Origin of the sequence: Verrucosispora sp. TAA-831, assembly GCF_050780145.1 — a bacterium.
GTDB lineage: Bacteria > Actinomycetota > Actinomycetes > Mycobacteriales > Micromonosporaceae > Micromonospora.
In genome coordinates this window covers 4,214,366-4,240,518 of sequence record NZ_CP192240.1, presented here as the reverse complement: position 1 = coordinate 4,240,518, position 26,153 = coordinate 4,214,366, and the positions used below count along the sequence as shown (strand labels likewise).

The following is a 26,153-nucleotide window of genomic DNA, read 5'->3' as shown; positions in this document are numbered from 1 at the left end:
CAGGGGTGCGCGCGCTGGAACGCGGGTGGGTGTCTGCCCTGCTAGCCGTCGGTTACTCGCGCCGAACCGGTCGGGATGGTCGCGATCTGGCTGAACGAAGCCTTGACAGGCGAAGACCTGTATACAAACATCGCATCCTGTGATCCGCTTCACCAAGTCAAGCACGCCTGATAAAGCAACCTTGCACACAATGTGGAGGTGTCGGCATGGGAACGACTTCCGTTCGGATGCGGGCCGTGGCGGCGCTCGCCGTGACGAGCCTGGCTGTCGCGGGCTGTAGTGGAAACGACGGCGACGACACCGACGCCGGCACCGGCCAGGCGCTGACCGTCGCCGCGCCCGGCGTGGTCTCCAGCCTCGACTCCGAGCGCTACCAGGGCTTCATCTCGATCGACCTGCTACCGAACATCTCCGGGACCCTCGTGCGCTTCACCAAGCCCGAGGCCGGCGCGACGACCCTGCAGACCCCGGACCAGATCGAGCCCGAGCTCGCCGAGTCCTGGGAACTCAGCGACGACCGCAAGCAGATGACCTTCACCCTCCGCGAGGCCAAGAGCCAGTTCGGCAACGCCCTCACCGCCGAGGACGTGAAGTGGTCCGTGGACCGGATGGTCAACAGCGAGGGCGTACCGATCGCCAAGATCCTCATGGGCATCGGCGGATGGGACATCGAGAACCCGGTCACCGTCACCGACGACCGGACCGTCACGATCAACGTCGCCCAGCCGAACGCGGTCAGCGTCTCGATCCTGAGCACCTTCTTCATGACGATCTACGACTCCGTCGAGGCCAAGAAGCACGCCACCGGCGACGACCCGTACGCCTACAAGTGGCTGGGCGAGAACACCGCCACCTTCGGCCCGTACGAGGTGCGCTCGTTCGACCCGGGCAAGGAGGTCCGCCTCACCGCCAACAAGAACTACTTCCGCGGTACGCCCACCGTGACCGACGTGGTGGTCCGCGCCGTGGCCGACACCTCCAACCGGCTCCAACTGGCCCAGAGCGGGCAGGTCGACGTCGCCAGCGCGCTCACCTTCGACCAACTCTCCTCGCTGGAGAACAGCGACGGCGTCCGGCTCGAACGGGTGCTCTACCCCAACATCGACGTCCTGGTGCCCAACCTCAAGGCCGAGCCCTTCGACGACAAGCGGGTCCGCGAGGCCATCTCCTACGCCGTCGACCGCGCCGCGATCGTCGAATCCGCGTACCAGGGCTACTCCACCGCGTCGAGCGACTTCATCCACGACGACTTCGGCGCCCCGGCGGCGGCACAGCCCCTCACCCACGACATCGACCGGGCCAAGCAACTGCTGGCCGAGGCGGGCCTGCCCAACGGCTTCCCGATGGAACTGGCCTACAACGCGGCCAACGTCGGCGCGCACAGCGAACAGGTGGCCGTCCTGCTGCGGTCACAACTGGCCAAGGTCGGCATCGAGGTCAAACTGAACAACGTGGCCTCCGGCGCGGACTTCGACGCCGCCAAGCGCGAGGGCAAGCTCCAGAGCTGGTTGGCCACCAGCACCCCGCTGGTGCCCGACCCCGCCTACTACCTACAGGTCTTCTACTCCACCGGTGGCCTGACCAACCTGCAGAACTACAGCTCACCGACCGTCGACGGGCTGTCCCGGCAGATCCTCGAAACGCAGCCGGGTCCCGAACGGGAGGCGCTGGTCAAGCAGGTCAACGACTTCATGGTGGGGGACATGCCGGCCATCCCGCTGGTCGACTCCCAGAAGTTCTACGCCTTCCGCGACGGCGTGACCGGCTTCGTCAGCTACTCCCAGGGCCACGTCAACTACTACGACATCTCCGTCTCCTGACCCGGCCGGCGTCCCCGGTGCACACGCCGGGGACACCGACCGGCGGGGGACCCGCCGGCGACGACTGTTCGCGACTGACGTACCGAGAAAGCAGGTCGTTGATGTACCGACTTGGAGTCGACGTCGGAGGCACGTTCACCGACGTCCTTCTGATCGAGGAGGCGACCGGCCGGACCCGCCGCACGAAGGTGCCCTCCACGCCGCAGGACCAGTCCGTCGGCGTCGTCGAGGGCGTGACCCGGGTCCTCGCCGACGCCACCGCCCGCGCCGCCGACATCCGCCAGTTCCTGCACGGCACGACCGTGGCCACCAACGCCGTCCTCGAACGCCGAGGCGCCCGGGTCGGCCTGATCGTGACCGTCGGCTACCGGCAGGTCCTGCACATCGCCAGGTCGTACGTGCCCGGCGGACTCGGCGGCTGGATCGTCTGGGACCGACCCGCCGAACTCGTCGCACTCGAAGACGTCCGCGAGGTCCGGGGCCGACTGGACGCCCGGGGCACCGAGATCGACCCGCTGGACGAGACGGCCGTGCGGGCCGCCGTCCGCGACCTGGTCGACCGGGGCGTGGACGCGCTGGCCATCGGCCTCGTCAACTCCTACGCCAACCCCGTCCACGAGCAGCGGGCCGCCGAGATCGCCGCCGCCGAGGCACCCGGCGTACCGGTCTCCACCTCCGCCGGTGTCCTACCGGAACTGGGTGAGTACGAACGCACTCTCACCACCGTCGCCAACGCCTACGTCCGCCCCGGCGTCGGCGCCTACCTGCGCAACCTCAGCAGCAAACTGGTCGCCGAAGGACTGGTCGGCGACCGCCGGGTGCTGCGCTCCGACGGCGGACTGATGACCTTCGAACGGGCCGAGGACATCCCGGTCAGCCTGCTGATGAGCGGACCGGCCGGCGGCGTCGCCGCAGCGGTGGCCCTCGGACCGGCCGCCGGCTTCCGCGACCTGCTCACCCTGGACATGGGCGGCACCTCCACCGACGTCGCCCTGATCGAGGACGGCACCCCGGTCATCCGGCGCGAGACGACCGTGGCCGACCTCGCCGTCCGCTCGCCCTCGATCGACGTGCAGACCGTCGGTGCCGGCGGCGGCTCCATCGCCCACGTCCCCGAACTGACCGGCGCGCTCCGGGTCGGCCCGGCCAGCGCCGGGGCCCTGCCCGGCCCGGCCACCTACGGGCGCGGCGGCGAACTGCCGACGGTGACCGACGCCAACGTCGTGCTGGGCTACCTGCCACACGCGCTGCTCGGCGGCGCGATGCCCCTCGACGTCGACAAGGCCCGCACCGCGGTCGGCACCGTCGCGGCCCGGCTCGGCGTGACGGTGGAGGCCGCCGCCGCCGCGATCATCGACATCGTCAACGAGAACATGCTCGGCGCCCTGCGACTGGTCTCGGTGCAGCGCGGCTACGACCCGAGACGTTTCGCGCTCTTCGGATTCGGCGGCGCGGGCCCCCTGCACGCCAACGCCCTGGCCAAGCTCCTCGGCTCGTGGCCGGTGGTGATCCCGCAGTCCCCGGGTGTGCTCTGCGCCTACGGAGACGCCTCCACCGGGGTCCGCGCCGAGGCGAACAGGTCACTGGTCCGCCCCCTCGACGACCTCGACGAGACGCTGCTGCGCCGCGAGTTCAGCGACCTGGCCACCCAGATCGACACCGAGTTCGACCGGGCCGAGGTGCCCGCCGACGCCCGCACGGTCCGCTTCGAGGCCGACGTGCGTTACCACGGGCAGGGCTTCGAGGTCCCCGTCAGCGTCCCGGCCTCCGGTGCGGAGCCACTGATCTCCACGCTGCGCGACGGCTTCGACGAGGCTCACCGACGCCTGTTCGGCTTCGCCCTCGACGAACAGCACGAGATCGTCAACATCCGGGCGGTGGGGGTCTCCGACGCCGAACGGATCCGACCCGTCGAGATCGAGTCGGGCGACCACGACGCCTCCCGCGCGGTCATCGGCCGCCAACGCGTGTACGTCGACGGCGGCTGGCAGGAGGCGGCCCTCTACGACCGCACCGCGCTGCGTGCCGGCGACGAACTGCGCGGACCCGCGATCGTGGTCGAGATGGATTCCACCAGCCTGGTCCTGCCGGGTTGCGTCGCGCGCGTCGACAGGCTGGGCAACCTGCTCGTCCTGCCCGCCGAGGAGGGAGTGCGCCGATGAGCGCCGTCATCGTCGAGACGACCCGGGCGCCGCGTCCGGTCGAGGTCGAGACCGCCGTGCTCGACATCGTCGAGAACGCCCTGCGCAACGCCCGCTTCGAGATGGACGCGGTCGTCCTGCGTACCGCGATGTCCCCGGGCATCCGGGAACAGAACGACGCCTTCCCGCTGATCGCCGACCGCAAGGGCCGGATGGTCGCCGGACAGTTCGGCTCCTTCATCGACGGCTTCCTCTCCGGCTACGACGGCACGGTGGAGGAGGGCGACGTCTTCTTCACCTCCGACCCGTACGCCTGCGACGGCGCGATCAGCCACGCCAACGACTGGCTGGTGCTGTTGCCGATCTACGCCGACGGCACGCTGGTCGGCTGGGCGGCGATGTTCGGCCACATGAGCGACGTCGGCGGCAAGGTGCCGGGAAGCCTCCCGACCGACGCGGTGTCCATCTACGAAGAGGGCGTCATCGTCCCGCCGGTGAAGCTGTTCCGCGGCGGGACACTCGACCAGCAACTGCTGGACACCGTCCTCAACCAGGTACGCCTGCCCAACTGGAACCGGGCCGACCTCAACGCCGTGCTCGCCTCCTGCCGGACCGCCGAGACCCGGGTCCGGGAACTGTGCGAGCGCTTCGGCCTGGACACCTACCTCTCGACGCTGGACCTGCTGTTGGAACGCAACCGCCAGGCCATGGCGAAGCTGTTCCGGCAGGTCGTCCCCGAACAGCCGGTCACCTTCGAGGACTACATCGACGACGACGGGCGCGGCAGCGGGCCGTTCCGCATCCGGTGCACGCTCTGGCGCGACGGCGACCGGGTGGTGCTCGACTTCACCGGCACCAGCGACCAGGCCGAGGGCTCGATCAACTTCCTGTTGAACGAGAACGTGCTGCGGATGTTCTTCGGCGTGTACACCATCATGGCCGTCGACCCGTTGATCATGTTCAACGACGGGTTCTACCCGTTGGTCGACGTCCGCATCCCCGAGGGCAGCCTGCTCAAGCCCCGACGACCGGCGGCACTGTCCTGCCGGACGCACGCCCTGGGCCGACTCTTCGACGTCCTGGCCGGACTGCTCGGCCAGTGCCGGCCGGACTTCCTCTGCGCCGCCGGGTTCTCCTCCAGCCCGCACCTGATGTACTCCGGCCTGGACCGCTCCGGCACCTGGTTCCAGCTCTACCAGATCGGCTTCGGCGGGGTGCCCGCCCGACCGGTCGGCGACGGCTTCGACGGCCACTCGATGTGGCCCTCGTTCACCAACGTGCCCAACGAGTACCTGGAGGCGTACTACCCGCTGCGCATCGAGTCCTACGAGTCGATCCCGGACTCCGGCGGTGCGGGCAAGCACCGTGGCGGCAACGGCATCCGGGTGGGCTACCGGTTCCTCGAACCAGGCCAGGTCTCCATCCACGACGACCGGTGGTTCACCAAACCCTGGGGCGTGCTCGGCGGCGAGCCGGGACAACGCGGCACGAAGATCCTGGAACGCGCCGACGGATCGCGGCAGACGGTGCCGGCCAAGTGCGATCACCTCGACGTACGCCCCGGCGACCTGCTGCACTTCGTCACCTGGGGCGGCGGCGGGTGGGGTGACCCGCTGGAACGCGACCCGGAGCAGGTACGCCACGACGTCGAACGGGGACTGGTCACCGTCGAGGGCGCCCGCCGCCACGGGGTGGTCCTGGTCGGCGACCGCGTCGACGACGAGCAGACCCGCAGACTCCGCGCCGAGATCGCCGCGAGCCGATCGGAGCTGCCCCGCTTCCACCACGGCGGCACGGTCGAGGAACTGCGGGCACGGTGCCGGGCCGAGACCGGCCTCGAACCGCCCCGCGAACCGGCATCCCGGCGTACGCCCGCACCACCCGCCGCCGGCACCGCGCCCGGCCGTACGTCGTCGGCGGCACCCGGCGGTCAACGGCCGGGCGGAGCACGCCCGCAGACGACCCCCCGCACCCCACTCGAGGTGCTCGTGCACCGCATCGCCCGGCAGGTGACCGGGGGATGAACCGGCACCGCAGCCGGACCAGCAAGGCCCTGAACACCGGCGGACACCCGCCCGCCGACGAACGATCGAAGGAGAACCGTCATGGCTGACCTGCAGATGTCCGCACTCGGAATGATCGAGACCCGTGGCCTGGTCGCGGCGATCGAGGCCGCCGACGCGATGGTCAAGGCCGCCACCGTCGTGCTGGTGGGCACCGAGTACGTCGGCGGTGGCCTGGTCACCGTGGTCGTGCGCGGCGACGTCGGCGCGGTCAAGGCCGCCACCGACGCCGGAGCCGCCAGCGCCTCCCGGCTCGGTGAGGTCGTCTCCGTGCACGTCATCCCGCGCCCGCACGGTGAGGTCGAGGCGATCCTGCCGACCGGGGCGACCCGGGGCGGAACCAGGGCCTGAACAGGACACCGCGTGCTCGTCGAAGGAGTTGACACATGAGTCGGGTATGGACTGCGGTCGATATCGAAGACGTCGCCCGGTCGACCGGGCCGCGCGAAATCCTTCTGGGCGCGCGTGACCTGATCTCGCCGCACGCGGAGGACCTGGCCCGCAACCTGGGCATCGACGTCCGCAGAACAGGACAGGACGCGCCACCGCCGACGCCCGCGCCACCGACACCGACCGGCGGCACGGGCGCCGGGTGCGGCGACGCCGACGACTGCTCGTGCGGCTGTTCCAGCGCCGAGGAACAGGCGGAACGGACCATCCGTACGGTCGCCACCGCCGTGCTGTCGGCGAACCCGGACGCGGACGCCTCGACGGTGGCCACCGAGACGCTCAAGGCGTTGGGCGCGTTCGGGGGACCGGGTGTGGGCCGTCCCGACCAGGCACAACCACTGCCCGGGCAGCCGCTGCCCAAGAAGGCCAAGGGCGCCCGCCCGCAGTTCTTCGCCGAACCGGGCATGGAAGCCCTCGTCTCCACCGTGGTCACCCTCTCCTCCGAGGTGTGGGTGCTGCGGGAACGGTTGACGACCCTGGAACAACTCCTCGCCGACCGGCGGGTGGTCGAGCGCGGCGCCGTGGACGCCTACCCGGTCTCCGACGCCGACGCGCAGGCCCGAGACACCGAGGCGGCGGCGTTCGTCGGCCGGGTGCTGCGGGTCTTCTACGAGTGGCGCGAGGAGATCGTGCGGGAGGAGACCCCGGAGTCCTACCGGGAGGTCATCCGGCAGGCCTTCGCACAGGTGGGGGAGGGGAAATGACACAGCAGGAGCACGGGGTCCTGCCCCGAGAGAACCACGACGAACTCGCGCGCGAGAACTTCGTCCGGGCACTGAAGTCGCACATCTCCACCGAGGTGACCCCCGGGGTCCGGGAACTGTACACACACCGCGTCGCCCCCCGATACCAGCAGGAGACGGGCGTCGCACCCCGGGACCGGGAAGCGGTGCGCCGAGCCATGGAACCGGAGCCGTACTACCAGCTCTGGAGTTCCGTGCGCCGGGCGAGCCAGGACCTGCTCTGGAACGTGGTGGCCGACAGCATCGCCCGGCAGTGGGACGACCTGGCCGCCCGCGCGCAGCGGGCCGAACGCGGGCTCGGCTCCCTCGAACTGGATCCCGCCTTCGAGCTGCCCTGGTACTTCTGGGGCATCGACATCCACGCCATGCCCGGCGGCTACCGGGGCGAGTACGTGGCGGACGACCTCACCGCCGGCGCACTCTACGACCGGGGCGTCTACGTCTACGCCATGGGCCAGATGGGTGCCCTCAACGACGACTACGGCCAGTCCGTGGTCAACAACTACCTCAAACAGTCCCACCGGGACTTCCGCCCGAAGCGGATCCTGGAGATCGGCTGCGGGGTGGGCAACTCGACGCTGCCCTACGTCGACGCCTACCCGGACGCCGAGGTGCACGGCGTCGACGTCGGCGCGGCCCTGCTGCGCTACGGCCACGCCCGCGCCGAGTCACTCGGCCGCAAGGTGCACTTCTCCCAGCAGAACGCCGAGGCGACCTCGTTCCCGGACGGGCACTTCGACCTGATCGTCTCGCACATCGTGCTGCACGAGGTGCCACCGGACGCGGTCCGCGCGATCCTGCGGGAGTGTCACCGGCTGCTCGCCCCCGGCGGCATGATGATCCACGCGGACTTCCCCGGCTACGCCGGGCTCGACCCGTTGGTGCAGTTCCTCATCGACTGGGACACCTGGAACAACAACGAGCCGTTCTGGGGCCCGATGCGGGACATGGACCTCCTCCAGGCCGCCCGCGACGCCGGATTCACCGGCGACTGCTCGGAGCTGTCCTGCAAACGGGAGTGCGTCGAGGAGGTCACCACACCGACCGGTCGGGTCCTGCAGAGCGGCGAGCGTCGGCGCAGCGGCACCCTCTCGCTGCTCGTGGGTCGGCGCTGACGTGGCCGGCAGCGAGGTCGAGCTGCGCACGTACGCGTTCGTCGACCGACTCCAGCCACAGATGGCCGCCCTGCTGGGCAGTGTGATGTCGGGTGACCCGGTCGTCGAGGGGATGTCCCAGCTCTTCCTGGAGATATCCCCCGGCAGCGACGTCTACGCCCTGGTCGACGCGGCCGTCAAGGGTGCCGGTGTCCGGCCCGGCTCCCAGGTCGTCGAGCGCCAGTACGGCATGACCGAACTGCACTCGATGTCGCAGGACGCCGTACGGCAGGCCGGTCGCACCATCCTCGACCTGCTCGGCATGACCGAGGCCGACGCGCAGCCCGCGGAACTGGTCTCGGCGAAGGTCGTCTCCAACATCGACGCCTACCAGGCGCAACTGGTCAACCGGTCGAAGAAGGGCTCCCTGCTGGTGGCCGGCGAGTCGATGCTGGTGGTGGAGTGCCAGCCCGCCGCCTACATCTCCGCCGTCGGCAACGAGGTGGAGAAGTCGGCGGACGTCAAGATCGTGGACGTCCGGGGCGTCGGCCAGTTCGGGCGGCTGTGGGTCTCCGGACTGCACGCCGAGATCGAGTCGGCCCGGCAGGCCGTCCGGCTGGCCTTCGAGAAGACGCCCTGGTCCCGGCGCTAGAGGAACGAGGTGATCCGGCATGCGTATCGCCCGGGTGATCGGGTCGGTGGTCAGCACCGTCAAGGCCGAGACGCTGACTGGCGCCAAGCTGCTCGTCGTCACGCCCCTGGGTGAGGGGCACGCCGTGGAGCCGTACGTCGCCGTCGACACCGTCGGCGCGGGCCGGGGCGAGGTCGTCCTGGTCGCGTGCGGCAGCGCGGCACGACTGGCGGAACGGCAATCCAGCCAGGCGCCCGTGGACTCCACCATCGTCGCGATCGTCGACCGGTTGGAGACCGAGGCGTGGGTCAACTATGTGAAGGACTGACGTGGACCTGTGGAATGCGGGTGCGCTCGGCATGGTCGAGACGCGCGGACTGGCTGCCTCGATCGTCGTCGTCGACGTGATGGCCAAGGCGGCCGAGGTGACGGTGATCGGCGTCAGCCGCATCGGTGGCGGTCTCGTCACGGTCTCCTTCATCGGCGACATGGCCTCGGTGACGGCGGCGGTGGACAGCGCACGGCAGGCCGTCGCGGCGACCGGCGGCACGATCGTCGCGACCGTGCTCGGCCGTCCCGCCGTACCGGCCCACCTCGTGCGGGACGCCCCGCCGGCCGACCGGCACACCGGCGAGGCAGCACGCACCGACGCTGGCGGGCCGGAACCTGAGGCCACTCGTGCTGAGGACCGGCCGGACCCGGTCGGGGAGAGCACCGGCGAGGCCGACCGCCCCGCGACGCCCGCGTCCGGCGGCAGCCCGAGACGACGCGCCGCGCGGTCGACCGCCCCGAAGCGACGGCCTCCGCCGCCCGTACCACCGACCGAGCGAGGGGAGTGACATGCGCGGATACGTGGGCCCGCCGGGGGCCCAGATCCACTACCGGAGCAGCGGTACCCGGGGACCGGCACTCGTGCTGTTGCACGAGTCGCCGCAGGCGTCCAACGTCTTCGCGCCGGCCATGCCCGCGCTCGGCCGCTCACTACGCGCGTACGCCTTCGACACCCCCGGGTACGGGCAGTCCGACCCGCCGCCCGAACCCCCGGAGATCCCCGGCTACGCGCGCCTGCTGCTCGACGCCGTCGACGCGCTGGGCATCGACGAGTTCGCCGTCGCCGGACAGCACACCGGCGCCTCCCTGGCGTTGGCGGTCACCGACCTCGCCGCGCCCGGCCGGGTCACCCACGCGATCCTGTCCGGCCTGGTGCTCGACCGGGCCGAACGGGAGCGGCTGGGGGCCACCTGGGCGCCCGACAGGCCGATCGACCCGACCGGTCAGCACCTGCGCGACCTCTGGGCACGGTACCTGGACATCTGGGAACAGCCACCGGAGCTGGTCAACCTCGCGGTGGCCAACATCGCCTCGGTGTTCGACCGGTACAACTGGGCCTACCGCGCCGCCTTCCGCTACGACCCGACCGAGCCGCTGCGCAGCGCACCCTGCCCGGTGCTGCTGCTCACCGCCGCCCGGGACATGCTGGCCCACTGCGACGACATCGCCCGGCAGATCCGCCCGGACGCGACCTCGGTCCGGTTGACCGACTCCACCGGGCAACTGCCGTGGCGGGTGCCGGAGGAGTTCGCCACCGCCGTGGTCTCCTTCGTCACCGGGTCCGGGCGGGCACCGTGACCGGGCGGACCGACGTCCTGGTGATCGGCGCCGGCACCGCAGGTCTGCCCTGCGCGATCGAGGCGGCCCGGGCCGGGCTCCGCGTCGACCTGGTCGACGTCGGCACCGACATCGGCGGCACCCTGCGGGTCTCCGCCGGACACATGAGCGCCGCCGGCACCCGCCGCCAACGCGCGGCCGGCATCGACGACGACCCGGACCGGCACTTCGCCGACGTCCAGCGCATCGGGCACCACCAGGGCGACCCCGCCCTGATCCGGCTGGCCGTCGACGAGGCCCCCGGCATCGTCGACTGGCTCGACGAGAACGGCTTCCCGTTCGCCCCCGGCATGCCGGTGGTCTACCACGGGCACTCGCCGTACTCCCGACCCCGCACCTACTGGGGCGTCGACCGGGGCCGGTCGATCCGCGAGACGCTGCGGCCACTGCTCGCCGCGCAGGTGGACGCCGGTCGGGTCACGCTGCGGCTGCGGTCGCGGGCGCTGCGTCTGTGTACCGAGGGCGGTGGCGTCACCGGTGCCGTCGTACGGACCCCGGACGGTGAGCGTGAGCTGCGCGCCGACGTCACGGTGCTCGCCTCGGGCGGGTACGGGGCCAACCCGGAGATCTTCTCCGCGGTGACTCCGGGCGCACCCCGCCTGGTGACCAACGCCGAGCCCACCTCCACCGGCGACGCGATGCGGATGGCCACGCCGTTGGGTGCCGCCGTCCGCTTCGCCGACCTGCACACCCCCCGCCTGGGCCTGCTCGAACGTCGCTCGACGCCCGGCCGGGTGGACTTCTGGTCCGAGGTGGCGCAGTTGGCGCCCGCCGACCGCGTACCCCGGGAGATCTGGGTCAACGCCGACGGCGACCGGTTCGTGGCCGAGGATCTCGGCGACGTCACGCGCCACGAGCGGGCCGTGCAGCACCAGCCGGGCGCCGCGTTCTGGATCGTGTGCGACGACGCGGCGATCGACGCCGGGTCACCGCTGGTGCCCGCGTGGGGCCCGGACGGTCTCCGCGCCCAGGCGCGGCAGGGGGACGTGGCCTGGCTCGCCGACGACCTCACCGATCTGGCCCGTCGGGCGGGGATCGATCCGGACGGCCTGCGGCGCACCGTGCGGGCGTACCACCTGGCGGTCGACCGGGGCGTCGACGCGCTGGGCCGACGGCACCTGGGCCACCGGGTGGCCCGGCCGCCCTTCTACGCGGTGCGGTCGGCCGCCGCGCTGCTCTGCAGCTTCGGCGGCCTGGACGTCGATGCGGCCTTCCGGGTGCGCCGCGACGACGGCAGGGTCGTTCCCGGCCTGTACGCCGTCGGTGAGGCGATCGGCATGGGCGCCACCAGCGGCGCCGCGTTCTGCGGGGGGATGGCGGTGACCCCGGCGTTGGCGTTCGGTCGGCTACTCGGCCGGCGGCTCGGCGGGTGATCGACACGGCACACCACTCCCTGTCCTGTATGCACGGAGGTCCACCACGGGATTCGGCTCTGGCTCTGGCTCGCAAAAGCCGCTGTTGACAGCGGGCGACGCACAACTGTTGTATACAAACACCCACCCGGGTGGGCTGCTATGAGAGGTGTCCATGTCTAGCGAAACGCACCACGAAGGACCGCTCCACGGCGTGCGCGTGATCGAGTTCGGGTCCCTGCTCGCAGGCCCCTTCTGCAGCCAACTGCTGGCCGACTTCGGCGCCGACGTCATCAAGTGCGAGCCGCCCCGCCAGGGCGACCCGATGCGCGAATGGGGTCAGGAGAAGCCGCACGGCAAGTCGCTGTGGTGGCCGATCGTCGCCCGCAACAAGAAGTCGATCACCGTCGACCTGCGCACGCCCGCGGGCCAGTCGGTCGCCCGCCAGTTGATCGCGCAGAGCGACGTGGTCGTCGAGAACTTCCGACCCGGGACGATGGAACGTTGGGGCCTCGGCTACGAGGACCTGTCCGCCGACAACCCCGGCCTGGTCATGGTGCGTGTCTCCGGCTTCGGCCAGACCGGACCGTACTCCACCCGACCCGGCTACGGATCGGTCGGCGAGGCGATGGGCGGCCTGCGCTACGTCGTCGGCGACCCGCAGACCCCGCCCAGCCGGGTGGGCGTCAGCCTCGGCGACTCCCTGGCCGGCACCTTCGCCGCCCTGGGCGCGGTGATGGCCCTGCGCGTACGCGACCAGAGCGGCCGGGGCCAGGTCGTCGACTCGGCGATCTACGAGGCCGTCCTGGCGATGATGGAGTCGCTGCTGCCCGAGTACACGCTCGGCGGCCACGTCCGCGAACGTACCGGCGCCATCCTGCCCAACATCGCACCCTCCAACGTCTACCCGACCCGCGACGGCGGCCTGCTGCTCATCGCCGCCAACCAGGACACCGTCTTCCGGCGCCTGGCCTCGGCCATGGACATGACCGGACTGAGCACCGACCCCCGCTTCGCCACCCACGCCGCCCGAGGCCGCCACCAGGGCGAACTCGACGACATCATCGCCGGCTGGTCGGGCCGCCACGACACCGAGGACCTGATGGCCGTCATGATCAAACACGACGTGCCGGTCGGCCGGGTCTACCGCGCCCCGGAGATGCTCGACGACGAGCACTTCGCCGCCCGCGAGGCCATCGTCCGGGTCGAACACCCCGAGTTCGGCGAGTTCCCGATGCAGAACGTCGTGCCGAGACTGTCGCGCACCCCCGGCCGGGTCAAATGGACCGGCCCCCGCCTCGGCGAGCACACCGACCAGGTGCTGACCGACATCGTCGGCCTGGCCGAGTCCGAGATCAACGAACTGCGTGCCAGCGGCGTCATCTAGAGGCGGACACGGTGAATGACCTCCACGCGGACTACCGCAGCGCCGGCTTCGGCGGCGACCTGGGACACGGCACCCGCCGCGCGCTCCTGCTCGTCGACCTGGTACGCGCCTACCTCGACCCGGCCTCACCGCTCTACGCCGGTGACGAGAACCCACCGGCCCTGCGCGCCAGCGTCGACCTGCTCGCCGCCGCCCGACGCCACGGCACCCCGGTGATCCACACCCGGGTCGAACTCGCCCCCGGCGGGATCGACGGCGGCCTGTTCACCCGCAAGGTGCCCGCCCTGCGGGTCTTCGAACGCGGCAGCGAACTCGCCGCCGCGCCACCGGTCCTGGCACCCGCCGCCGACGAGGCGGTCGTCACCAAGCAGTACGCCAGCGCCTTCTTCGGCACCAGCCTCGCCAGCACCCTGCGCGTACTCGGCGTGGACGCCCTGCTCATCGCCGGCGCCTCGACCAGCGGCTGCGTCCGGGCGAGCGCGGTGGACGCGCTGCAACACGGATTCGTCCCGCTCGTCGTCGCCGACGCCTGCCTGGACCGGGACCCCCGCCCGCACCAGGCCGCCCTGTTCGACCTCGACGCCAAGTACGCCCAGGTCCTGACCCTGGACGAGGCGACCACCCTGCTCGAACCGGGAGGTGCGTGATGCGGGTCCTCAGATACGCCCGCCGCCGGATCCTCTTCCTCCCGGTCGGTCTGCTCTCCGTCATCGTGCTGGCCTTCCTGCTGGTCAACGCGCTACCCGGCAACCCGGCCGGGGTCATCGCCGGACCGGCCGCCTCCCCGACGGAACTGGCCGAGATCGAACGTCGACTCGGCCTGGACCTGCCCCTGTGGGAACGGTTCGTCGACTACCTCGGCAGCCTGGTCCGCGGCGACCTCGGCTCGTCCTACTACACCGACCGGCCCATCCTCGACGAGATCCTGCGGTTCGCCCCGGCAACCCTGGAACTGGTGTTCCTCTCCCTGGCTCTCGCCGCGCTGGTCGGTATCGGCCTCGGCACGCTGGGCGCCTACCGCAAGGGCACGGTGGCCGACCGCACCTCCCGCTTCATCGTCACCACGTTCCAGTCCATCCCCGACTTCTTCCTGGCGCTGCTGCTCATCTACCTGCTCTTCTATCTCGCCGGGTGGGCACCGGCCCCGGTCGGTCGCCTCGGCCTGATGGACGAGCCACCACCGACCGTGACCGGAGCGCTGCTGCTGGACTCGCTGCTCTCCGGCGACATGGGCACCTTCCGATCGGCGGTGGCGCACTCGGTGCTGCCGGTGCTGACGCTGGGCATCTACTACTCCGCGTACTTCGCCCGCAGCACGTACGCCTCCCTGGTGCCGGCGCTGGAGTCCAAACAGGTCGAGTTCGCCCGCGCCAGCGGCCTGCGCGAGCGCACCGTCCTCGCGTACGCCTTCCGCCAGGCCCGGACCCCGATCCTGACCTACGGCGGCATCCTGCTCGCCGCGCTGCTCGGCGGCGCGGCCATCATCGAGACCATCTTCTCCTGGGGTGGCTTCGGTGAGTGGGCGATCGACTCGATCCTCCTGCTCGACATCCCGGCCGTGCAGGGCTTCATCCTGGCCGCCGGACTCGGGACCCTGTTGGCCTTCACCGCGCTGGACATCCTGGTCGCGGCGCTCGATCCGAGGGTGCGCTATGACTGAGACCCTGGCCGCCGACCCCACCACGGTCACCGCCCCGACCACCAGGAAACGCCCCCGGGGCCGTCGGCGGTGGCGACTCTGGCTGCCCGGCGCCGTCCTGACCGGCCTGCTCGCCGCGGCCTACTTCGCACCGCTGCCGCACGACCCGACGGAACCGACCACCAACACCCTCACCGCACCCGACGGCGAGCACTGGATGGGCACCGACAAGTTCGGCCTCGACGTGTTCAGCCGACTGATCGCCTCCGCCGGGGTGGACATCCCGTTGGCCCTCGCCGGCATGCTGATCTCGCTGGTGATCGGCGTACTGCTCGGGCTGGCCGCCCTGCACCGTGGACCGTGGGGCGAACGCGTGGTCCGGGCCCTCGACGTGTTCCAGGCGTTCCCGCTGCTGATCCTGGCCATCGCCCTGGTCGCCCTGATGGGCAACAACATCGAGAACGTCGTCGTGGCCATCGCCATCATCAACGTCCCCCGCTTCGTCCGACTGGTCCGCAGCGAGGGACTGACCATCCGGGAGAGCCGCTACATCGAGGCGGCCCACGCCATCGGCGCGACCGGGCCGCGCGTGATGTTCCGGCACGTCCTGCCGAACATGACCGGCATCATCCTGGCCCAGGCGTCACTGGCGGTCGCGCACTCGATCGTCGTGATCGCCTCGCTCTCGTTCCTCGGCATCGGCATCAACGCCGCCGACGCGAGCTGGGGCGCGATGATCCAGACAGGAGCGCAGAACATGACGACCGGCCAGTGGTGGGTCTCGGTCTTCCCCGGACTCGCCATCTTCCTCACCGTGCTCTGCTTCAACGCCATCAGCGACGAACTGCAGGACACCTTCGGTCGGGCGAGGCAACGATGAGCCTGCTCAACGCACGACGTCGGCCCGACAGCCGGCCCACCCCGCCGTCGTCCGGCGGACCCGGCGGACGTCTGCTGGAGGTCAGCGGCCTGACCACCCGGTTCGACACCCCCGACGGACTGGTGCACGCGGTCAACGGCGTCGACTTCCACGTCGACCGGGCCGAGATCGTCGGCGTCGTCGGCGAGAGCGGATGCGGCAAGTCGGTGACCATCCGGTCCATCCTCGGCCTGGTCCGGCCCCCCGGCCGGGTGGTCGAGGGCACCGCCCGCTTCGACGGTGTCGACCTGCTCGGCCTGCGCCGCACCGAGTTGCGCCGACTACGCGGCAAGGAGATCGGCTTCATCGCCCAGAACCCGTTCAGCGCCCTGAACCCGGTAATGCGCATCCACCGGCAGTTCGCCACCATCATGGCCGCGCACGGGGTCAAGGCCGACGGCGCGGTCCGGGACCGGGCCCGCACCGCGCTCACCGACGTCGGCATCGCCGGCCCGGACCGGGTACTCGACGGCTACGCGCACCAGTTGAGCGGCGGCATGGCCCAGCGCGTGGTGATCGCCATGGCCATGCTGCTCAATCCGGCCTTCGTGATCGCCGACGAACCGACCACCGGCCTGGACCTCACCGTGCAACGGCAGATCCTGGACCTCATCCGCCGCCTGGTCCGCGAACACGACCGCTCGATGCTGCTGGTCACCCACGACCTCGGCGTCGTCGCGCAGTACTGCGACCGGGTCGTCGTCATGTACGCCGGCAGGGTCATCGAACACGGCACCGTCCGGGAGGTCCTCCGGGACCCCCGCCACCCGTACACCCAGGCGCTCATCCGGGCCGTTCCCCGGCCCGGCGAGCCGCTGGTGCACCTCACCGGTCGACTGCCCGACCTGATCGACTACCCGTCCGGATGCCCCTTCCGGGCCCGCTGTCCGCACGCCTTCGAGCCGTGCGCCCAGGTGGTCCCGGCCGCGGTGACGCAGACGTCCGGTCGGACGTACTGGTGTCACCTGCCCCAGGAGAAGGAGGCAGCGCGGTGAGTCTGCTGGAGCTGACCAACGTCAGCAAGGAGTTCCACGTCGGTGGCGCCACCCGCGTCCACGCGCTGGACGACGTGTCGATCGCGGTGGACGCCGGAGAGACCGTGGCGGTCATCGGCGAGAGCGGTTCCGGCAAGTCGACGCTGGGTCGGTTGGCCCTGCGCCTGATCGAACCGACCCGGGGCTCGGTGCGCTTCGACGGCACCGACATGCTCGCGCTGCCCGCCACCGAGATGCGCAGGCTGCGCGCGAAGCTGCAGATCATCTTCCAGGAACCGTTCGAGTCGCTGAACCCCCGGATGCGGGTGGCCGACATCATCGGCGAACCGCTCGCCATCCACCGGCCCGCGATGTCCACGGCGCAGCGCCGTGCCCGGGTCGCGCAGATGATCGACCAGGTCGGACTCGCCCCCGACATGGCCCGGCGCTATCCGGGTGAACTCAGCGGCGGGCAGCAGCAGCGGGTCGGCATCGCCCGGGCCGTGGTGACCGAGCCGTCCCTGATCGTGCTCGACGAACCCACCTCCTCGCTCGACCTGTCGGTCCGCGCCCAGATCCTGCGACTGCTCGCCGACCTGCAGGCCGAACTCGGCATGGGCTACCTGTTCATCTCGCACGACATCCACACGGTCCGGTACGTCAGCGACCGCATCGTGGTCATGTACCGGGGCAGGGTCGTCGAGACCGGTCCGTCCGAGCTGGTGTTCGCCGATCCCCAACACCCGTACACCCGCGCGCTGCTGGCGGCGGCCCTGCCCGTCGACCCCGACCAGGAGCTGCCCCCGGCCCGGCTGGTCGGTGACCCGCTGAGCCCGACCCAGCTCGTCTCGGGATGTGTCCTGCACGGACGCTGCCCGGTCGGTGAGGACCGATGTGTACAGACCGAGGTGCGGCTGACGCCGATCGGCGCCGACCGGGAGGTGGCCTGCATCAAACCCGGAGCGCCCGGGAGCTGACCTGCCCGGCGGCGTGGTGGCGACGACCGGGTCACAGCTCGGGGCGGTCCACCATGCCGTCGAGCAGCACCGTCCGGGCGGCCAGCACGTGGGCCCGCATCGTGCTCGACGCCCACTCGGCGTCCCTGGCCCGTAGCGCCGCCACCAGGTCCCGGTGGTGGGCCATGCTGCGGGCCAGGGCGTCGGGCGTGTAGAGGCGGAACGCCCGCACGACCAGCGGCACCTCCACGACCGCGGACAGCAGCGAGGTGAGCCGGGGACTGGCGGCGGCCTTCAGCACCGCGTTGTGCAACTCGGCGTTGAGGGTGGCGATCCGGTCCAGGTCCTGCGGACCCATCCGCCGGGCCAGCTCCTCCATCTGATCGCAGAGCCCGTCCAGCCGGTCCAGGACCTCGGGTTCGATGCGCTTGGCGGCCAGGGCCGCGCCGTAGCTCTCCAGCCGGGCGCGGATCTCGTAGATGTCCTGCAGGTCGCCGAGCGACCATTCGGCGACCCGGGCCCCACGGTTGGGCTGGAAGACGACGAGGCCCTCCGCGGTGAGCCGGCGCAGCGCCTCCCGGATCGGCGTCCGGCTGACGCCGAACTGCCGGGACAACTCCATCTCGCCCAGGCGGGCGCGTGGGCCGATCGAGCCGTTCAGGATCGCGCTCCGCAGCGCCTCGTACGCGTCCTCCGCGGCATTCGTCACCCGTGCCTCCGTCGTGTGAGCCGCATGTCGTCGGCACCCTTGCCGCCGGTCTGACAGTCTGAGATTGTATACATATGGTGGTTCAGGTGGTGGAGGTGTCTCCACGGGACGGTCTGCAGAACGAGCCCGAGATCCTGTCGACGGCAAGCAAGATCGAGTTGATCCGGCGCTGCGTCGAAGCAGGAGCGCGGCGGGTCGAGGCGGTCTCCTTCGTCCGCGCCGACCGGGTGCCGCAGATGGCCGACGCCGAAGCGGTGATGGCCGCAGTGCCACGACGCAGCGACGTATCGTACATCGGCCTGGTGCTCAACCGACGCGGACTGGACCGTGCCCTGGCGGCCGGGGTGGACGAGGTGAACTGTGTCGTGGTCGCCACCGAGACCTTCAGCCAACGCAACCAGGGCGCCTCCGTCGAGGAGATGCTCGGTGCCTGGACCGACATCGCCAAGGCCGCCCACGCCGCCGGAGTACGAGCCAGCGTGACCGTGGCCGCCGCCTTCGGCTGCCCCTTCGAGGGCGACGTCGCCGCGGCGACCGTGGGCGACCTGGCGCGGCGATTGGTCGAGGGCGAACCCGACGAGATCGCCCTCGCGGACACCATCGGGGTGGGCGTACCCGTCCAGGTGCGCGCCCTGGTCTCCGCCGTGACCGCGGCGGCACCGGGCGTGCCACTGCGCGCCCACTTCCACGACACCCGCAACACCGCCGTCGCCAACGCGTTGGCGGCGGTCGAGGCCGGCGTGACTGTGCTCGACGCCAGCGTCGGTGGGATCGGCGGATGCCCCTTCGCCCCGGCGGCCACCGGCAACGTGGCCACCGAGGACCTCACCTACGCGCTGCACCGCTCCGGCCACCCCACCGGCCTCGACCCGTCGAAGGTCATCGAGACGGCGGCGTGGATCGGCGAGCAACTCGGCAGGGACCGGCTGCCCGGCGCCCTCGGTCGGGCCGGCTGGTTCCCGGCCGACCCTTCCTAGCCGGGCCGACGGGTGCACACACCGATCGAGCGCACGTCCCGGTGCCGCCGGCTGACTGCCGGAGGCACCGGACGAGGTCAGCGGCGGCTGAACGTCACCCGCACCTCGTACCTGCCGCCCTGGGGCCCGTTGATGAAGTAGAGGACCTTCTCGATCCGGCTCCCGGGCCACATCAGCGAGGACTGGCTGAGGGCGGTGATCTCCGTCCCGATCAGGTCGTCGTTGTCCCGCACCGCCTGCGCGAGGGTGCAACACAGCTCGCCGCGGACCGCCGTACCGACCGGCCCGGTGACCTTGTGGCCGAACGAGGCCACCCTGCTCTCGTTCACCCAGTTCCGGTGTGTCGGCAGTTCCTCCCGGGCGACGCTGCGGGCGAGGTCACGGATCTCGATCGCCTCGCTGTGGGGCGTGGAGTCCTCCTCCATCGCCACGACGATCAGACCCACGCCGAACTCGGCGCTGTGGGCCGACCCGTCCTGGTACGGGTAGATGATCGTGTCCCACCGCCCGACCGTGCCGGGCACCGGGCAGGTGCGGCCGGCGACCACGGGCGGGCAGGACCCGAGCATGCCCTGGTGGCCGGTGGCGGAGAGCATCCGCAACCCGGGTCCGGCACCGCCGGTCCGATCGTGGCCGTCGAAGACGAACGGCATCATCATCAGGTACGGCTCGTCCCCGCCGGACTCCTGTGCCGTGACCACCCGCACGGACGTCACCTCGATCCGTACGGGTGTCTCGTTCTCGATCGCCACATGGTGCCAGGCGAGAGACCGGAACTGGCTGCCGTACACCGCGTACAGGTGCACCGTGGTCCCGGTGACCGGGCGGTACGTCTTGGCGCCGACCCGGTTCTCCTGAGTGGAGGTCAGGATCGAGGTCCCGACCCGGAAGGTGACCTCGTCGAGGCAGACGGCGCTGGTGACAGCGCCGACCCAGGACACGGTCACCGGAGCGCCCCGGCGAACCGTCGACGCGTTGGCGGTCAGGGTTCCGGAGACCTTCTCGGCGCAGTTGCCCGGCTCCGGCGGGTCGAGTGGGCCGGCCTGCGCGGCGCCGGCCGAGAGACCGAGCAGCGTGGCGGCGACCGCGACGGTGGCGATGAACCGACGGACGGTGGACCTCATCGGATACTCCCTGCTGGGTTGGTGTCGTAGGTCGATGGTCGGGGCGTCGGGCCCCTGGGGAGGCTTCGGAGATCCCCGGCACGTGCCCCGGGATCGGGGTTCCCGGGGCACGTGTCCGGGGGCGGTTCGATCTACGTCCGGCTGATGGTGCCGCGGATGACGTACGAGGCGCCCTGGCCCTCGACCGGGATGGCGAACGACTGGGTGCCCGTCGAGCTGGTCTTGATCTGCTCAAGCGTCAGGTAGCGGAAACCGGCACCGATCACGTCGTCAGGGTCGATGAAGCCCATGGGGTTCCACGAGTTGACGGTCTCCTGCACGACGGCGGCGGTGGCGGCCTCGGCGACCCTGGCGTGCATCCGCGTGATGTCGGCGCTGGTGGGCTCCCGCAACTCGCGGATCAGCGTGTTGATCTCGGTGGTCAGCGCGGAGCGGGCGGCGTTGCGGCCGGCGACCGCGGCGGTGGTCGGGGTCTCGTCCTCCTCGAGGGCGATCACGGCGAAGCCGACGATGCTCATCCTGTCGGCGAGCGGAGCCGGCAGGTTGCGGACCGGCTGGACGACGGTGCTGAACCGGCCCTGCGCCGGCGGCACGTTGACCACGGTGTTGGTGCGCACGCTGCTGACCCCGAGCATCCCGTGCGTACCGGGCGCGCTCATCACCCGGGCGCTGGCGCTGGCGAGGTTGCCGGCGTCGATGGTGGTGCCGTCGGCGAAGATCGGGAAGATCATCAGCCAGGGCTCGTCGCCGGAGCTCTCCTGCGCCTTGACGACCTGGAGCTGGTTGATCGAGACCTCGACGCGGGCCTCACCGGTGATGCCGACATATCGCGACGCCACCGACTTGAACCCGCCGGGATAGACGGCGTAGAGGTGGAACGTCGTGCCGACGAGCGGCCGGAACACCTTGGCGCCGGTCGCGGCGACCTGCTCCGAGGCGAGGACCGACGCCGTGCCGACCCGGAAGGTGACCTCGTCGCTGCACAACGGCGTGGTGACCCGGCCGCTCCAGGAGACCGTGACCGGACTCCCGCTGCCGACCGTCGACGCGTTGGCGGTCAGGGTTCCGGAGACTCTCTCGGCACAGTTGCCCGGCTCCGGCGGGTCGACCGGCCCGGCCTGGGCGGCACCGGCGGGTAGAGCGAGCAGCGTGGCGGCGCACCACGTGGTGGCGGTGACGGTCAGGGACCGGCGGATGGCGATTCTCATCTGTCTGCTCCTCACATGTTCTGGTGTCCTCCATGCTGGAGCCGGTGGACTCGCTGACTCTTCGGGGAAATCCCTAGCGCGGCTGACGTCGGCGATACTGGTCACGTGGCAGAACTGGTCGGGCGGCAGGCCGAACGCACGCGGATCGCGCAGGCCATCGACCAGGCCAGGGCCGGCACCAGCGCCACCCTGGTGCTGCGCGGCGAGGCGGGCATCGGCAAGACGGCCCTGCTGCGGTACGCGGCCGGCCTCGCCGATGATCTGACGGTGGTCGGCACCTGCGGAGTGCAGGCCGATGCCGAGCTGGAGTTCTCCGGACTGTTCGACCTGTGCCGTCCGCTGCTGGCGCATCTGCCGTCGGTGAACGAGTTCCAGGCAGCGGCCCTGCGCGGGGCACTCGGGCTGGGACCGCCCGGCACCGGCAACCGGTTCGTGATCGGGGCGGCCACCCTCGAACTTCTCGCCGCCGCCGCCGAGCAGCGGCCGGTGCTGGTCTGCGTCGACGACCTGCAGTGGGTGGACCAGGCATCCGCGCAGGCGATCCGATTCGCGGCGCGGCGACTCTCCGCCGACCCGGTCGCCTTCCTGCTCTGCGTCCGCGACGAGCCGGACACGGTGGTGGACACCGACGGCTTCCCGCAGCTACGCCTCGGCGGACTGGCCGCCTCCGACGCCTACCGGCTGCTGGCCCGAGCCACCGGTCGGCCGGTGGCCGAACCCGTCGCTCAGCGGCTGCACACCGAGACCGGGGGGAACCCGCTGGCCCTGACCGAGCTGGTCGACCTGTTGACGCCTGAGCAACTTGAGGAGACCGCGTCGACTGACCGACCTCTGCCGGTCGGCGACCGGATCCGCGCCGTCTTCGTGGCGCGACTCGCGGCGCTGCCGGCCGACATCCGGCTCGGCGCGCTGCTCGTGGCGGCCACCACCGACGACCGGGTGGAGGTGGTCGGGGCGGCGTTGTCCCACGCGGGCCTCGGCATCGACACCCTGGCCGACGCCGAACACGCTGGCCTGCTGTCGGTGGCGGACGGTCGGGTGCAGTTCCGGCACCCGCTGCTGCGGGCGGCGGTGTACGCGGCGGCGGGTACCGCCGACCGGCGAGCGGCACATCACGCCCTCGCTCGGGCGACCAGCGGCACCACCGACCCCGAACGGCACACCTGGCACCTGTCCCAGGCCGCGCTCGGCCCGGACGAGACGATCGCGGCGGCGCTGGCCGGGACCGCCGAACGGGCCCGGGCGCGGATGGGATTCGTCGCCGCCGCCGCCGCGCTGGAGCAGGCGGCGCGGTTGACCCCGGACCCGCAGACCCGCACGCGCCGGCTGGCCGAGGCCGCGTCGACGGCACTCACCGGCGGCGACAGCGTCCGGGCGGGTCGGCTGGCCGACGAGGCGATCGCGCTGACCGACGACGGGTCGCAGCGTCCGGCGTTGTTGCTGTTGCGTGGACGGATCGGCATGCGTACCGCGTTGTCCACCGCGTACGACGTGCTCACGTCGGCGGCCGACGCAGCCGGCGCGGATCGGGTGACCGCAGCCGAGGCCCTGTGCGAGGCGGCGACGGCCAGCATGTGGCAGGGACAGGTCCCGCGAGGGCTGCGGGCCGTCCGCCGGGCCCGCGAGCTGGTCCCGGACGACGGCGGGCCGCAGGACATGGCTGTCGACTACACGCTGGGACGGCTGCTGATGGCCGGCGCACAGGCGTCGGAGGGGTGTCCGGTCATCGAGCGGTGGCTCGCGTACGCCACCGGCACCGCGGAGCAGTCCGACGCCCAACTCGTCGAGATCAGCATGGCGTTGGCGTTACTGGAACGCGAGGATGAGGCGTTGGCCGCCGCCGAGCGGGCGGTGGATCTGGCCCGGGGCCGGCACCCGGTGGAGGTGGCCGCGGCGCTGAGCGTGGTGATGCATCTGCACACCTGGGCCGGCGACTTCACCCAGTCTGCGGCGGCGGGAGCGGAGGCGGTGGCGCTACTGCGTGACCTCGGCTACGCCAACAGTGTCGCCGGCACGCTCACCCATCTGGCCAAGGTGGCGGCGCTGCGAGGGCGGATCGACGACGCGCAGGCGTTGCTCGACCAGGCGCGCGGCACCGACGGGTTCGCGGCCAGTGCGACGGTGGGTGCCGCCGCCCGGTTCTCCGACGCCCTGATCGCAGTGGTCGGCGGCGACGTCGCGCGGGCGGTGGAGCATTTCGAGGCGGTCGGTGACACCCTGCGGGACACCGGTTGGTACGACCGGGACCTCGCCCCCGAGCCGGAACTCGTCGCGATCCACGTGGCGGCCGGTGACCGGGCGGCGGCGCTGCGGGCATTCGACCGGTGGCAGGAGTACGGGCCACAGGTCGCACCCCGGGCCGGGGCCGCGCTGTCGGCCCGGTGCACGGCGCTGCTCGCCACCGACGACAGCTTCCAGGAGGCGTTCGAACAGGCGCTGTCGCTGCACGGGCAACTGCCCGACCGGTACGCCACCGCCCGCACCCGGCTGGCGTACGGCGAGCGGCTACGCCGGGTCGGCCGTAAGGTCGACGCCCGGCATCAGTTGCGTGCGGCGGTGCAGGAGTTCGAGGGCCTCGACGCACAGCCGTGGGCGGAGCGGGCGCGCCGGGAACTACGGGCGACCGGGGAGAAGATCCGTCGGACGATCGCCGGGCCGGGTGTGGAGTTGACCCCGCAGGAGCGGCAGATCGTCGCGCAGGTCGCGGCGGGCAGGACGAACAAGGACGTGGCGGCTGCCCTGTTCCTGAGCCCGAAGACGGTGGAGTTCCACCTCGGGCGGGCGTTCCGCAAGTTGGCGGTGACCTCGCGGGCCGAGTTGGTCCGTCAGGTGACCCTCGACCCGTCGATGCGCCCGGCGTCGCCTGCGGTGAGCTGAGGGGTGCCGCTGCCGACCGGCACGGCACGGTCGGCACTCCGGAAAGGTCCGCCGGGCAACGGCAACGAGGACGGTCCCTTGGCGTCGGAGCCGCATCTCCTGCGTGGCGCGCGTCGTCTGTGGGTACATGCGGCACAGGTGCGCAGCCGGACCGAACGTCCGGCCACGTACGGGTTCCAGCGGAAGGTCGGTCCACGAAGGTGAGATCGGCCCTTCCTCCATCCGAGCGGAAAGAAGGACCATGGCCGACAGCCGTGACATGTACGTCGTGCACAGCCTCTTCAGGCGCGAGTTTCCGGCCGCTGCGGCCCTGGTCCGGACAGTACCTGCGGATGACGTCCCGGCTGCCGCCCGCGTCGCCGACCACGTGCTCCTGCTCACCGGCGCGTTGCACACGCATCACAGCGGTGAGGACAAGCACGTCTGGCCGAAGTTGCTGCAACGCGGTCCGGACGAGATCGCTCCGTTGGTCGAGAGCATGGAGAGTCAGCACGAGAGCCTGCACGCGGCGTTGGCCGAGGTGGAGGAGCGGGTGACGGTGTGGCGCGACACCGCGACGGTGGCCGACCGGGAGGCGCTGGCCGCAGCCGTCGACGCGTTGATCGCGCCGATGGCGGCACACCTGGACGCCGAGGAGGCCCACGTGCTGCCGTTGATCGACAAATACCTGACCGACGAGGAGTGGGCCGAGGCGGGCAAGCACGGGATGGCCTCGGCGCAGAAGAGCCAGCTCCCGTTGATCTTCGGGATGCTGCTGCACGACGCCCGGCCCGAGCACACCGAGAGTCTCAAGGCGGTGATCCCGGGGCCGGTCTGGTTCGTGCTCTCCCGCCTGGGGCCCGGGGCGTACGGCAGGTACGTCCGGCGACTGGGCCTGGACCGGCTGAGCGCAGCCTGACCGCGCGGGGCGGCCGGCCCGGACCGGCCGCCCCTGGCCTGCGGTGTGAGAGGCGGCGACGCCGGTCGTGGCGGATAATTGCCCGATGACAAATCCTGACCTCGATCCGGACGTCTATCCGCCCCTCGACCCTCGTGAGCCCGTGCCGGACGACGCCGGTGAGCTTCTTCCCGACACGCCCGGCGAACTGCCGGAGGCGCCGGTCGAGCCGTCGCCCGACGACGGTGATCCGGGAGGCGTACCCGAGCCGGCATGACGGCGGTCGCCCGCACGCGGCGTCGATCAGCGGTCGAGGCCCGCCGGGGACCAACTCCACGCGGCGAGCTTCTGCGGGTTCCGGACCACCCAGACCCGCGTGATCGTGCCCGTGTCGGCGGTGGCGAGTGCGAGCACGGCGAGAGTGCGGCCGTGCCGGTCAGCCGGTCCGAGACGGCCGAGTACGCCAGGCGGACGGCCGCGATCGCCCAGGCCGGCCCCGGCCTCTACACCGTCGTCGGTGAGTTCACCGCCTGACCGGCACCGA

24 protein-coding genes are annotated in these 26,153 nt (G+C 71.4%); 21 read left to right on the top strand and 3 right to left on the bottom strand.

All coding sequences use genetic code 11. The features are described 5' to 3' along the window. Positions 1-206 precede the first annotated feature (206 nt). The 17 genes from ACQVFL_RS18985 to ACQVFL_RS18905 all read left to right on the top strand — a co-directional run bounded on the left by ACQVFL_RS18985 (position 207) and on the right by ACQVFL_RS18905 (position 17,858). Positions 207-1,820: an ABC transporter substrate-binding protein gene (locus ACQVFL_RS18985; RefSeq protein WP_431727194.1), complete on the top strand. Its 1,614-nt coding sequence runs from the start codon at positions 207-209 to the stop codon at positions 1,818-1,820. A 101-nt stretch (positions 1,821-1,921) separates the two neighbouring features. Beyond that, complete coding sequence (locus tag ACQVFL_RS18980; protein ID WP_431727193.1) at positions 1,922-3,982, top strand: hydantoinase/oxoprolinase family protein; 2,061 nt, start codon at positions 1,922-1,924, stop codon at positions 3,980-3,982. After that, a complete protein-coding gene (locus tag ACQVFL_RS18975) occupies positions 3,979-5,985 on the top strand; it encodes a hydantoinase B/oxoprolinase family protein (RefSeq protein WP_431727192.1) in 2,007 nt (668 codons plus the stop codon). The genes ACQVFL_RS18980 and ACQVFL_RS18975 overlap by 4 nt, the downstream gene beginning before the upstream one ends. Before the next feature lie 90 nt (positions 5,986-6,075). Beyond that, complete coding sequence (eutM, locus tag ACQVFL_RS18970) at positions 6,076-6,375, top strand: ethanolamine utilization microcompartment protein EutM (protein WP_396694795.1); 300 nt, start codon at positions 6,076-6,078, stop codon at positions 6,373-6,375. A 35-nt stretch (positions 6,376-6,410) separates the two neighbouring features. Further along, positions 6,411-7,178, top strand: a complete 768-nt coding sequence (locus ACQVFL_RS18965) for a hypothetical protein (protein ID WP_396694291.1) — start codon at positions 6,411-6,413, stop codon at positions 7,176-7,178. Then, the gene (locus ACQVFL_RS18960) at positions 7,175-8,332 is read left to right on the top strand and encodes a methyltransferase domain-containing protein (RefSeq protein ID WP_431727191.1); all 1,158 of its coding nucleotides are present in this window, start codon (positions 7,175-7,177) and stop codon (positions 8,330-8,332) included. Before ACQVFL_RS18965 ends, ACQVFL_RS18960 begins: the two co-directional genes overlap by 4 nt. A gap of 1 nt (position 8,333) precedes the next feature. Further along, positions 8,334-8,963, top strand: coding sequence for a hypothetical protein (locus ACQVFL_RS18955; protein ID WP_350698211.1), 630 nt, complete (start codon positions 8,334-8,336; stop codon positions 8,961-8,963). 19 nt (positions 8,964-8,982) lie between these two features. Then, a complete protein-coding gene (locus tag ACQVFL_RS18950) occupies positions 8,983-9,270 on the top strand; it encodes a EutN/CcmL family microcompartment protein (RefSeq protein ID WP_396694295.1) in 288 nt (95 codons plus the stop codon). Position 9,271: 1 nt separating this feature from the next. After that, on the top strand, positions 9,272-9,781 hold the full coding sequence (locus ACQVFL_RS18945; protein ID WP_431727190.1) for a BMC domain-containing protein: 510 nt from the start codon (positions 9,272-9,274) through the stop codon (positions 9,779-9,781). A gap of 1 nt (position 9,782) precedes the next feature. Beyond that, positions 9,783-10,571 carry an alpha/beta fold hydrolase gene (locus tag ACQVFL_RS18940; protein WP_431727189.1) on the top strand — a complete coding sequence of 263 codons (789 nt, stop codon included), beginning with the start codon at positions 9,783-9,785 and terminating at the stop codon, positions 10,569-10,571. Beyond that, a complete protein-coding gene (locus tag ACQVFL_RS18935; RefSeq protein ID WP_431727188.1) occupies positions 10,568-11,983 on the top strand; it encodes an FAD-dependent oxidoreductase in 1,416 nt (471 codons plus the stop codon). Before ACQVFL_RS18940 ends, ACQVFL_RS18935 begins: the two co-directional genes overlap by 4 nt. 193 nt (positions 11,984-12,176) lie before the next feature. Next, on the top strand, positions 12,177-13,349 hold the full coding sequence (locus ACQVFL_RS18930) for a CaiB/BaiF CoA transferase family protein (RefSeq protein ID WP_396694302.1): 1,173 nt from the start codon (positions 12,177-12,179) through the stop codon (positions 13,347-13,349). An 11-nt stretch (positions 13,350-13,360) separates the two neighbouring features. Further along, a complete protein-coding gene (locus ACQVFL_RS18925; protein ID WP_431727187.1) occupies positions 13,361-13,996 on the top strand; it encodes an isochorismatase family protein in 636 nt (211 codons plus the stop codon). Next, positions 13,996-15,009 carry an ABC transporter permease gene (locus tag ACQVFL_RS18920; RefSeq protein WP_431727186.1) on the top strand — a complete coding sequence of 338 codons (1,014 nt, stop codon included), beginning with the start codon at positions 13,996-13,998 and terminating at the stop codon, positions 15,007-15,009. Before ACQVFL_RS18925 ends, ACQVFL_RS18920 begins: the two co-directional genes overlap by 1 nt. Continuing rightward, positions 15,002-15,868: an ABC transporter permease gene (locus ACQVFL_RS18915; RefSeq protein ID WP_431727185.1), complete on the top strand. Its 867-nt coding sequence runs from the start codon at positions 15,002-15,004 to the stop codon at positions 15,866-15,868. Before ACQVFL_RS18920 ends, ACQVFL_RS18915 begins: the two co-directional genes overlap by 8 nt. Further along, the gene (locus ACQVFL_RS18910) at positions 15,865-16,902 is read left to right on the top strand and encodes an ABC transporter ATP-binding protein (RefSeq protein WP_396694309.1); all 1,038 of its coding nucleotides are present in this window, start codon (positions 15,865-15,867) and stop codon (positions 16,900-16,902) included. The genes ACQVFL_RS18915 and ACQVFL_RS18910 overlap by 4 nt, the downstream gene beginning before the upstream one ends. Continuing rightward, positions 16,899-17,858, top strand: a complete 960-nt coding sequence (locus tag ACQVFL_RS18905) for an ABC transporter ATP-binding protein (protein WP_396694311.1) — start codon at positions 16,899-16,901, stop codon at positions 17,856-17,858. The genes ACQVFL_RS18910 and ACQVFL_RS18905 overlap by 4 nt, the downstream gene beginning before the upstream one ends. A 31-nt stretch (positions 17,859-17,889) precedes the next feature. On the opposite strand, the gene ACQVFL_RS18900 is transcribed toward ACQVFL_RS18905, so the two are convergent. Beyond that, positions 17,890-18,546, bottom strand: coding sequence for a GntR family transcriptional regulator (locus tag ACQVFL_RS18900; protein WP_396694313.1), 657 nt, complete (start codon positions 18,544-18,546; stop codon positions 17,890-17,892). A 74-nt stretch (positions 18,547-18,620) separates the two neighbouring features. On the opposite strand from ACQVFL_RS18900, the gene ACQVFL_RS18895 reads away from it, so the two are divergent. After that, positions 18,621-19,523 carry a hydroxymethylglutaryl-CoA lyase gene (locus ACQVFL_RS18895; RefSeq protein WP_431727184.1) on the top strand — a complete coding sequence of 301 codons (903 nt, stop codon included), beginning with the start codon at positions 18,621-18,623 and terminating at the stop codon, positions 19,521-19,523. Positions 19,524-19,600: 77 nt separating this feature from the next. On the opposite strand, the gene ACQVFL_RS18890 is transcribed toward ACQVFL_RS18895, so the two are convergent. Then, positions 19,601-20,647 carry a hypothetical protein gene (locus ACQVFL_RS18890; protein ID WP_431727183.1) on the bottom strand — a complete coding sequence of 349 codons (1,047 nt, stop codon included), beginning with the start codon at positions 20,645-20,647 and terminating at the stop codon, positions 19,601-19,603. Between the two features lie 131 nt (positions 20,648-20,778). Beyond that, complete coding sequence (locus ACQVFL_RS18885; RefSeq protein WP_431727182.1) at positions 20,779-21,855, bottom strand: hypothetical protein; 1,077 nt, start codon at positions 21,853-21,855, stop codon at positions 20,779-20,781. Positions 21,856-21,960: 105 nt separating this feature from the next. On the opposite strand from ACQVFL_RS18885, the gene ACQVFL_RS18880 reads away from it, so the two are divergent. The 3 genes from ACQVFL_RS18880 (at position 21,961) to ACQVFL_RS18870 (ending at position 25,886) form a co-directional block, all read left to right on the top strand. Beyond that, positions 21,961-24,732, top strand: coding sequence for an AAA family ATPase (locus ACQVFL_RS18880; protein WP_431727181.1), 2,772 nt, complete (start codon positions 21,961-21,963; stop codon positions 24,730-24,732). A 241-nt stretch (positions 24,733-24,973) separates the two neighbouring features. Beyond that, a complete protein-coding gene (locus tag ACQVFL_RS18875; protein WP_396694323.1) occupies positions 24,974-25,630 on the top strand; it encodes a hemerythrin domain-containing protein in 657 nt (218 codons plus the stop codon). A gap of 85 nt (positions 25,631-25,715) precedes the next feature. Then, positions 25,716-25,886 (top strand): hypothetical protein, encoded by a 171-nt coding sequence (locus ACQVFL_RS18870; RefSeq protein WP_431727180.1) that lies wholly within the window; start codon positions 25,716-25,718, stop codon positions 25,884-25,886. Positions 25,887-26,153 lie beyond the last annotated feature (267 nt).

What these genes read in the sequence shown, in the direction of transcription:
- ACQVFL_RS18985 (WP_431727194.1), top strand. Translation starts at nt 207, where the DNA reads ATGGGAACGACTTCCGTTCGGATGCGGGCCGTGGCGGCGCTCGCCGTG.
- ACQVFL_RS18980 (WP_431727193.1), top strand. Translation starts at nt 1,922, where the DNA reads ATGTACCGACTTGGAGTCGACGTCGGAGGCACGTTCACCGACGTCCTT.
- ACQVFL_RS18975 (WP_431727192.1), top strand. Translation starts at nt 3,979, where the DNA reads ATGAGCGCCGTCATCGTCGAGACGACCCGGGCGCCGCGTCCGGTCGAG.
- ACQVFL_RS18965 (WP_396694291.1), top strand. Translation starts at nt 6,411, where the DNA reads ATGAGTCGGGTATGGACTGCGGTCGATATCGAAGACGTCGCCCGGTCG.
- ACQVFL_RS18960 (WP_431727191.1), top strand. Translation starts at nt 7,175, where the DNA reads ATGACACAGCAGGAGCACGGGGTCCTGCCCCGAGAGAACCACGACGAA.
- ACQVFL_RS18950 (WP_396694295.1), top strand. Translation starts at nt 8,983, where the DNA reads ATGCGTATCGCCCGGGTGATCGGGTCGGTGGTCAGCACCGTCAAGGCC.
- ACQVFL_RS18940 (WP_431727189.1), top strand. Translation starts at nt 9,783, where the DNA reads ATGCGCGGATACGTGGGCCCGCCGGGGGCCCAGATCCACTACCGGAGC.
- ACQVFL_RS18920 (WP_431727186.1), top strand. Translation starts at nt 13,996, where the DNA reads ATGCGGGTCCTCAGATACGCCCGCCGCCGGATCCTCTTCCTCCCGGTC.
- ACQVFL_RS18915 (WP_431727185.1), top strand. Translation starts at nt 15,002, where the DNA reads ATGACTGAGACCCTGGCCGCCGACCCCACCACGGTCACCGCCCCGACC.
- ACQVFL_RS18910 (WP_396694309.1), top strand. Translation starts at nt 15,865, where the DNA reads ATGAGCCTGCTCAACGCACGACGTCGGCCCGACAGCCGGCCCACCCCG.
- ACQVFL_RS18895 (WP_431727184.1), top strand. Translation starts at nt 18,621, where the DNA reads ATGGTGGTTCAGGTGGTGGAGGTGTCTCCACGGGACGGTCTGCAGAAC.
- ACQVFL_RS18890 (WP_431727183.1), bottom strand. Translation starts at nt 20,647, where the DNA reads ATGAGGTCCACCGTCCGTCGGTTCATCGCCACCGTCGCGGTCGCCGCC.
- ACQVFL_RS18885 (WP_431727182.1), bottom strand. Translation starts at nt 21,855, where the DNA reads ATGAGAATCGCCATCCGCCGGTCCCTGACCGTCACCGCCACCACGTGG.
- ACQVFL_RS18875 (WP_396694323.1), top strand. Translation starts at nt 24,974, where the DNA reads ATGGCCGACAGCCGTGACATGTACGTCGTGCACAGCCTCTTCAGGCGC.
- ACQVFL_RS18870 (WP_431727180.1), top strand. Translation starts at nt 25,716, where the DNA reads ATGACAAATCCTGACCTCGATCCGGACGTCTATCCGCCCCTCGACCCT.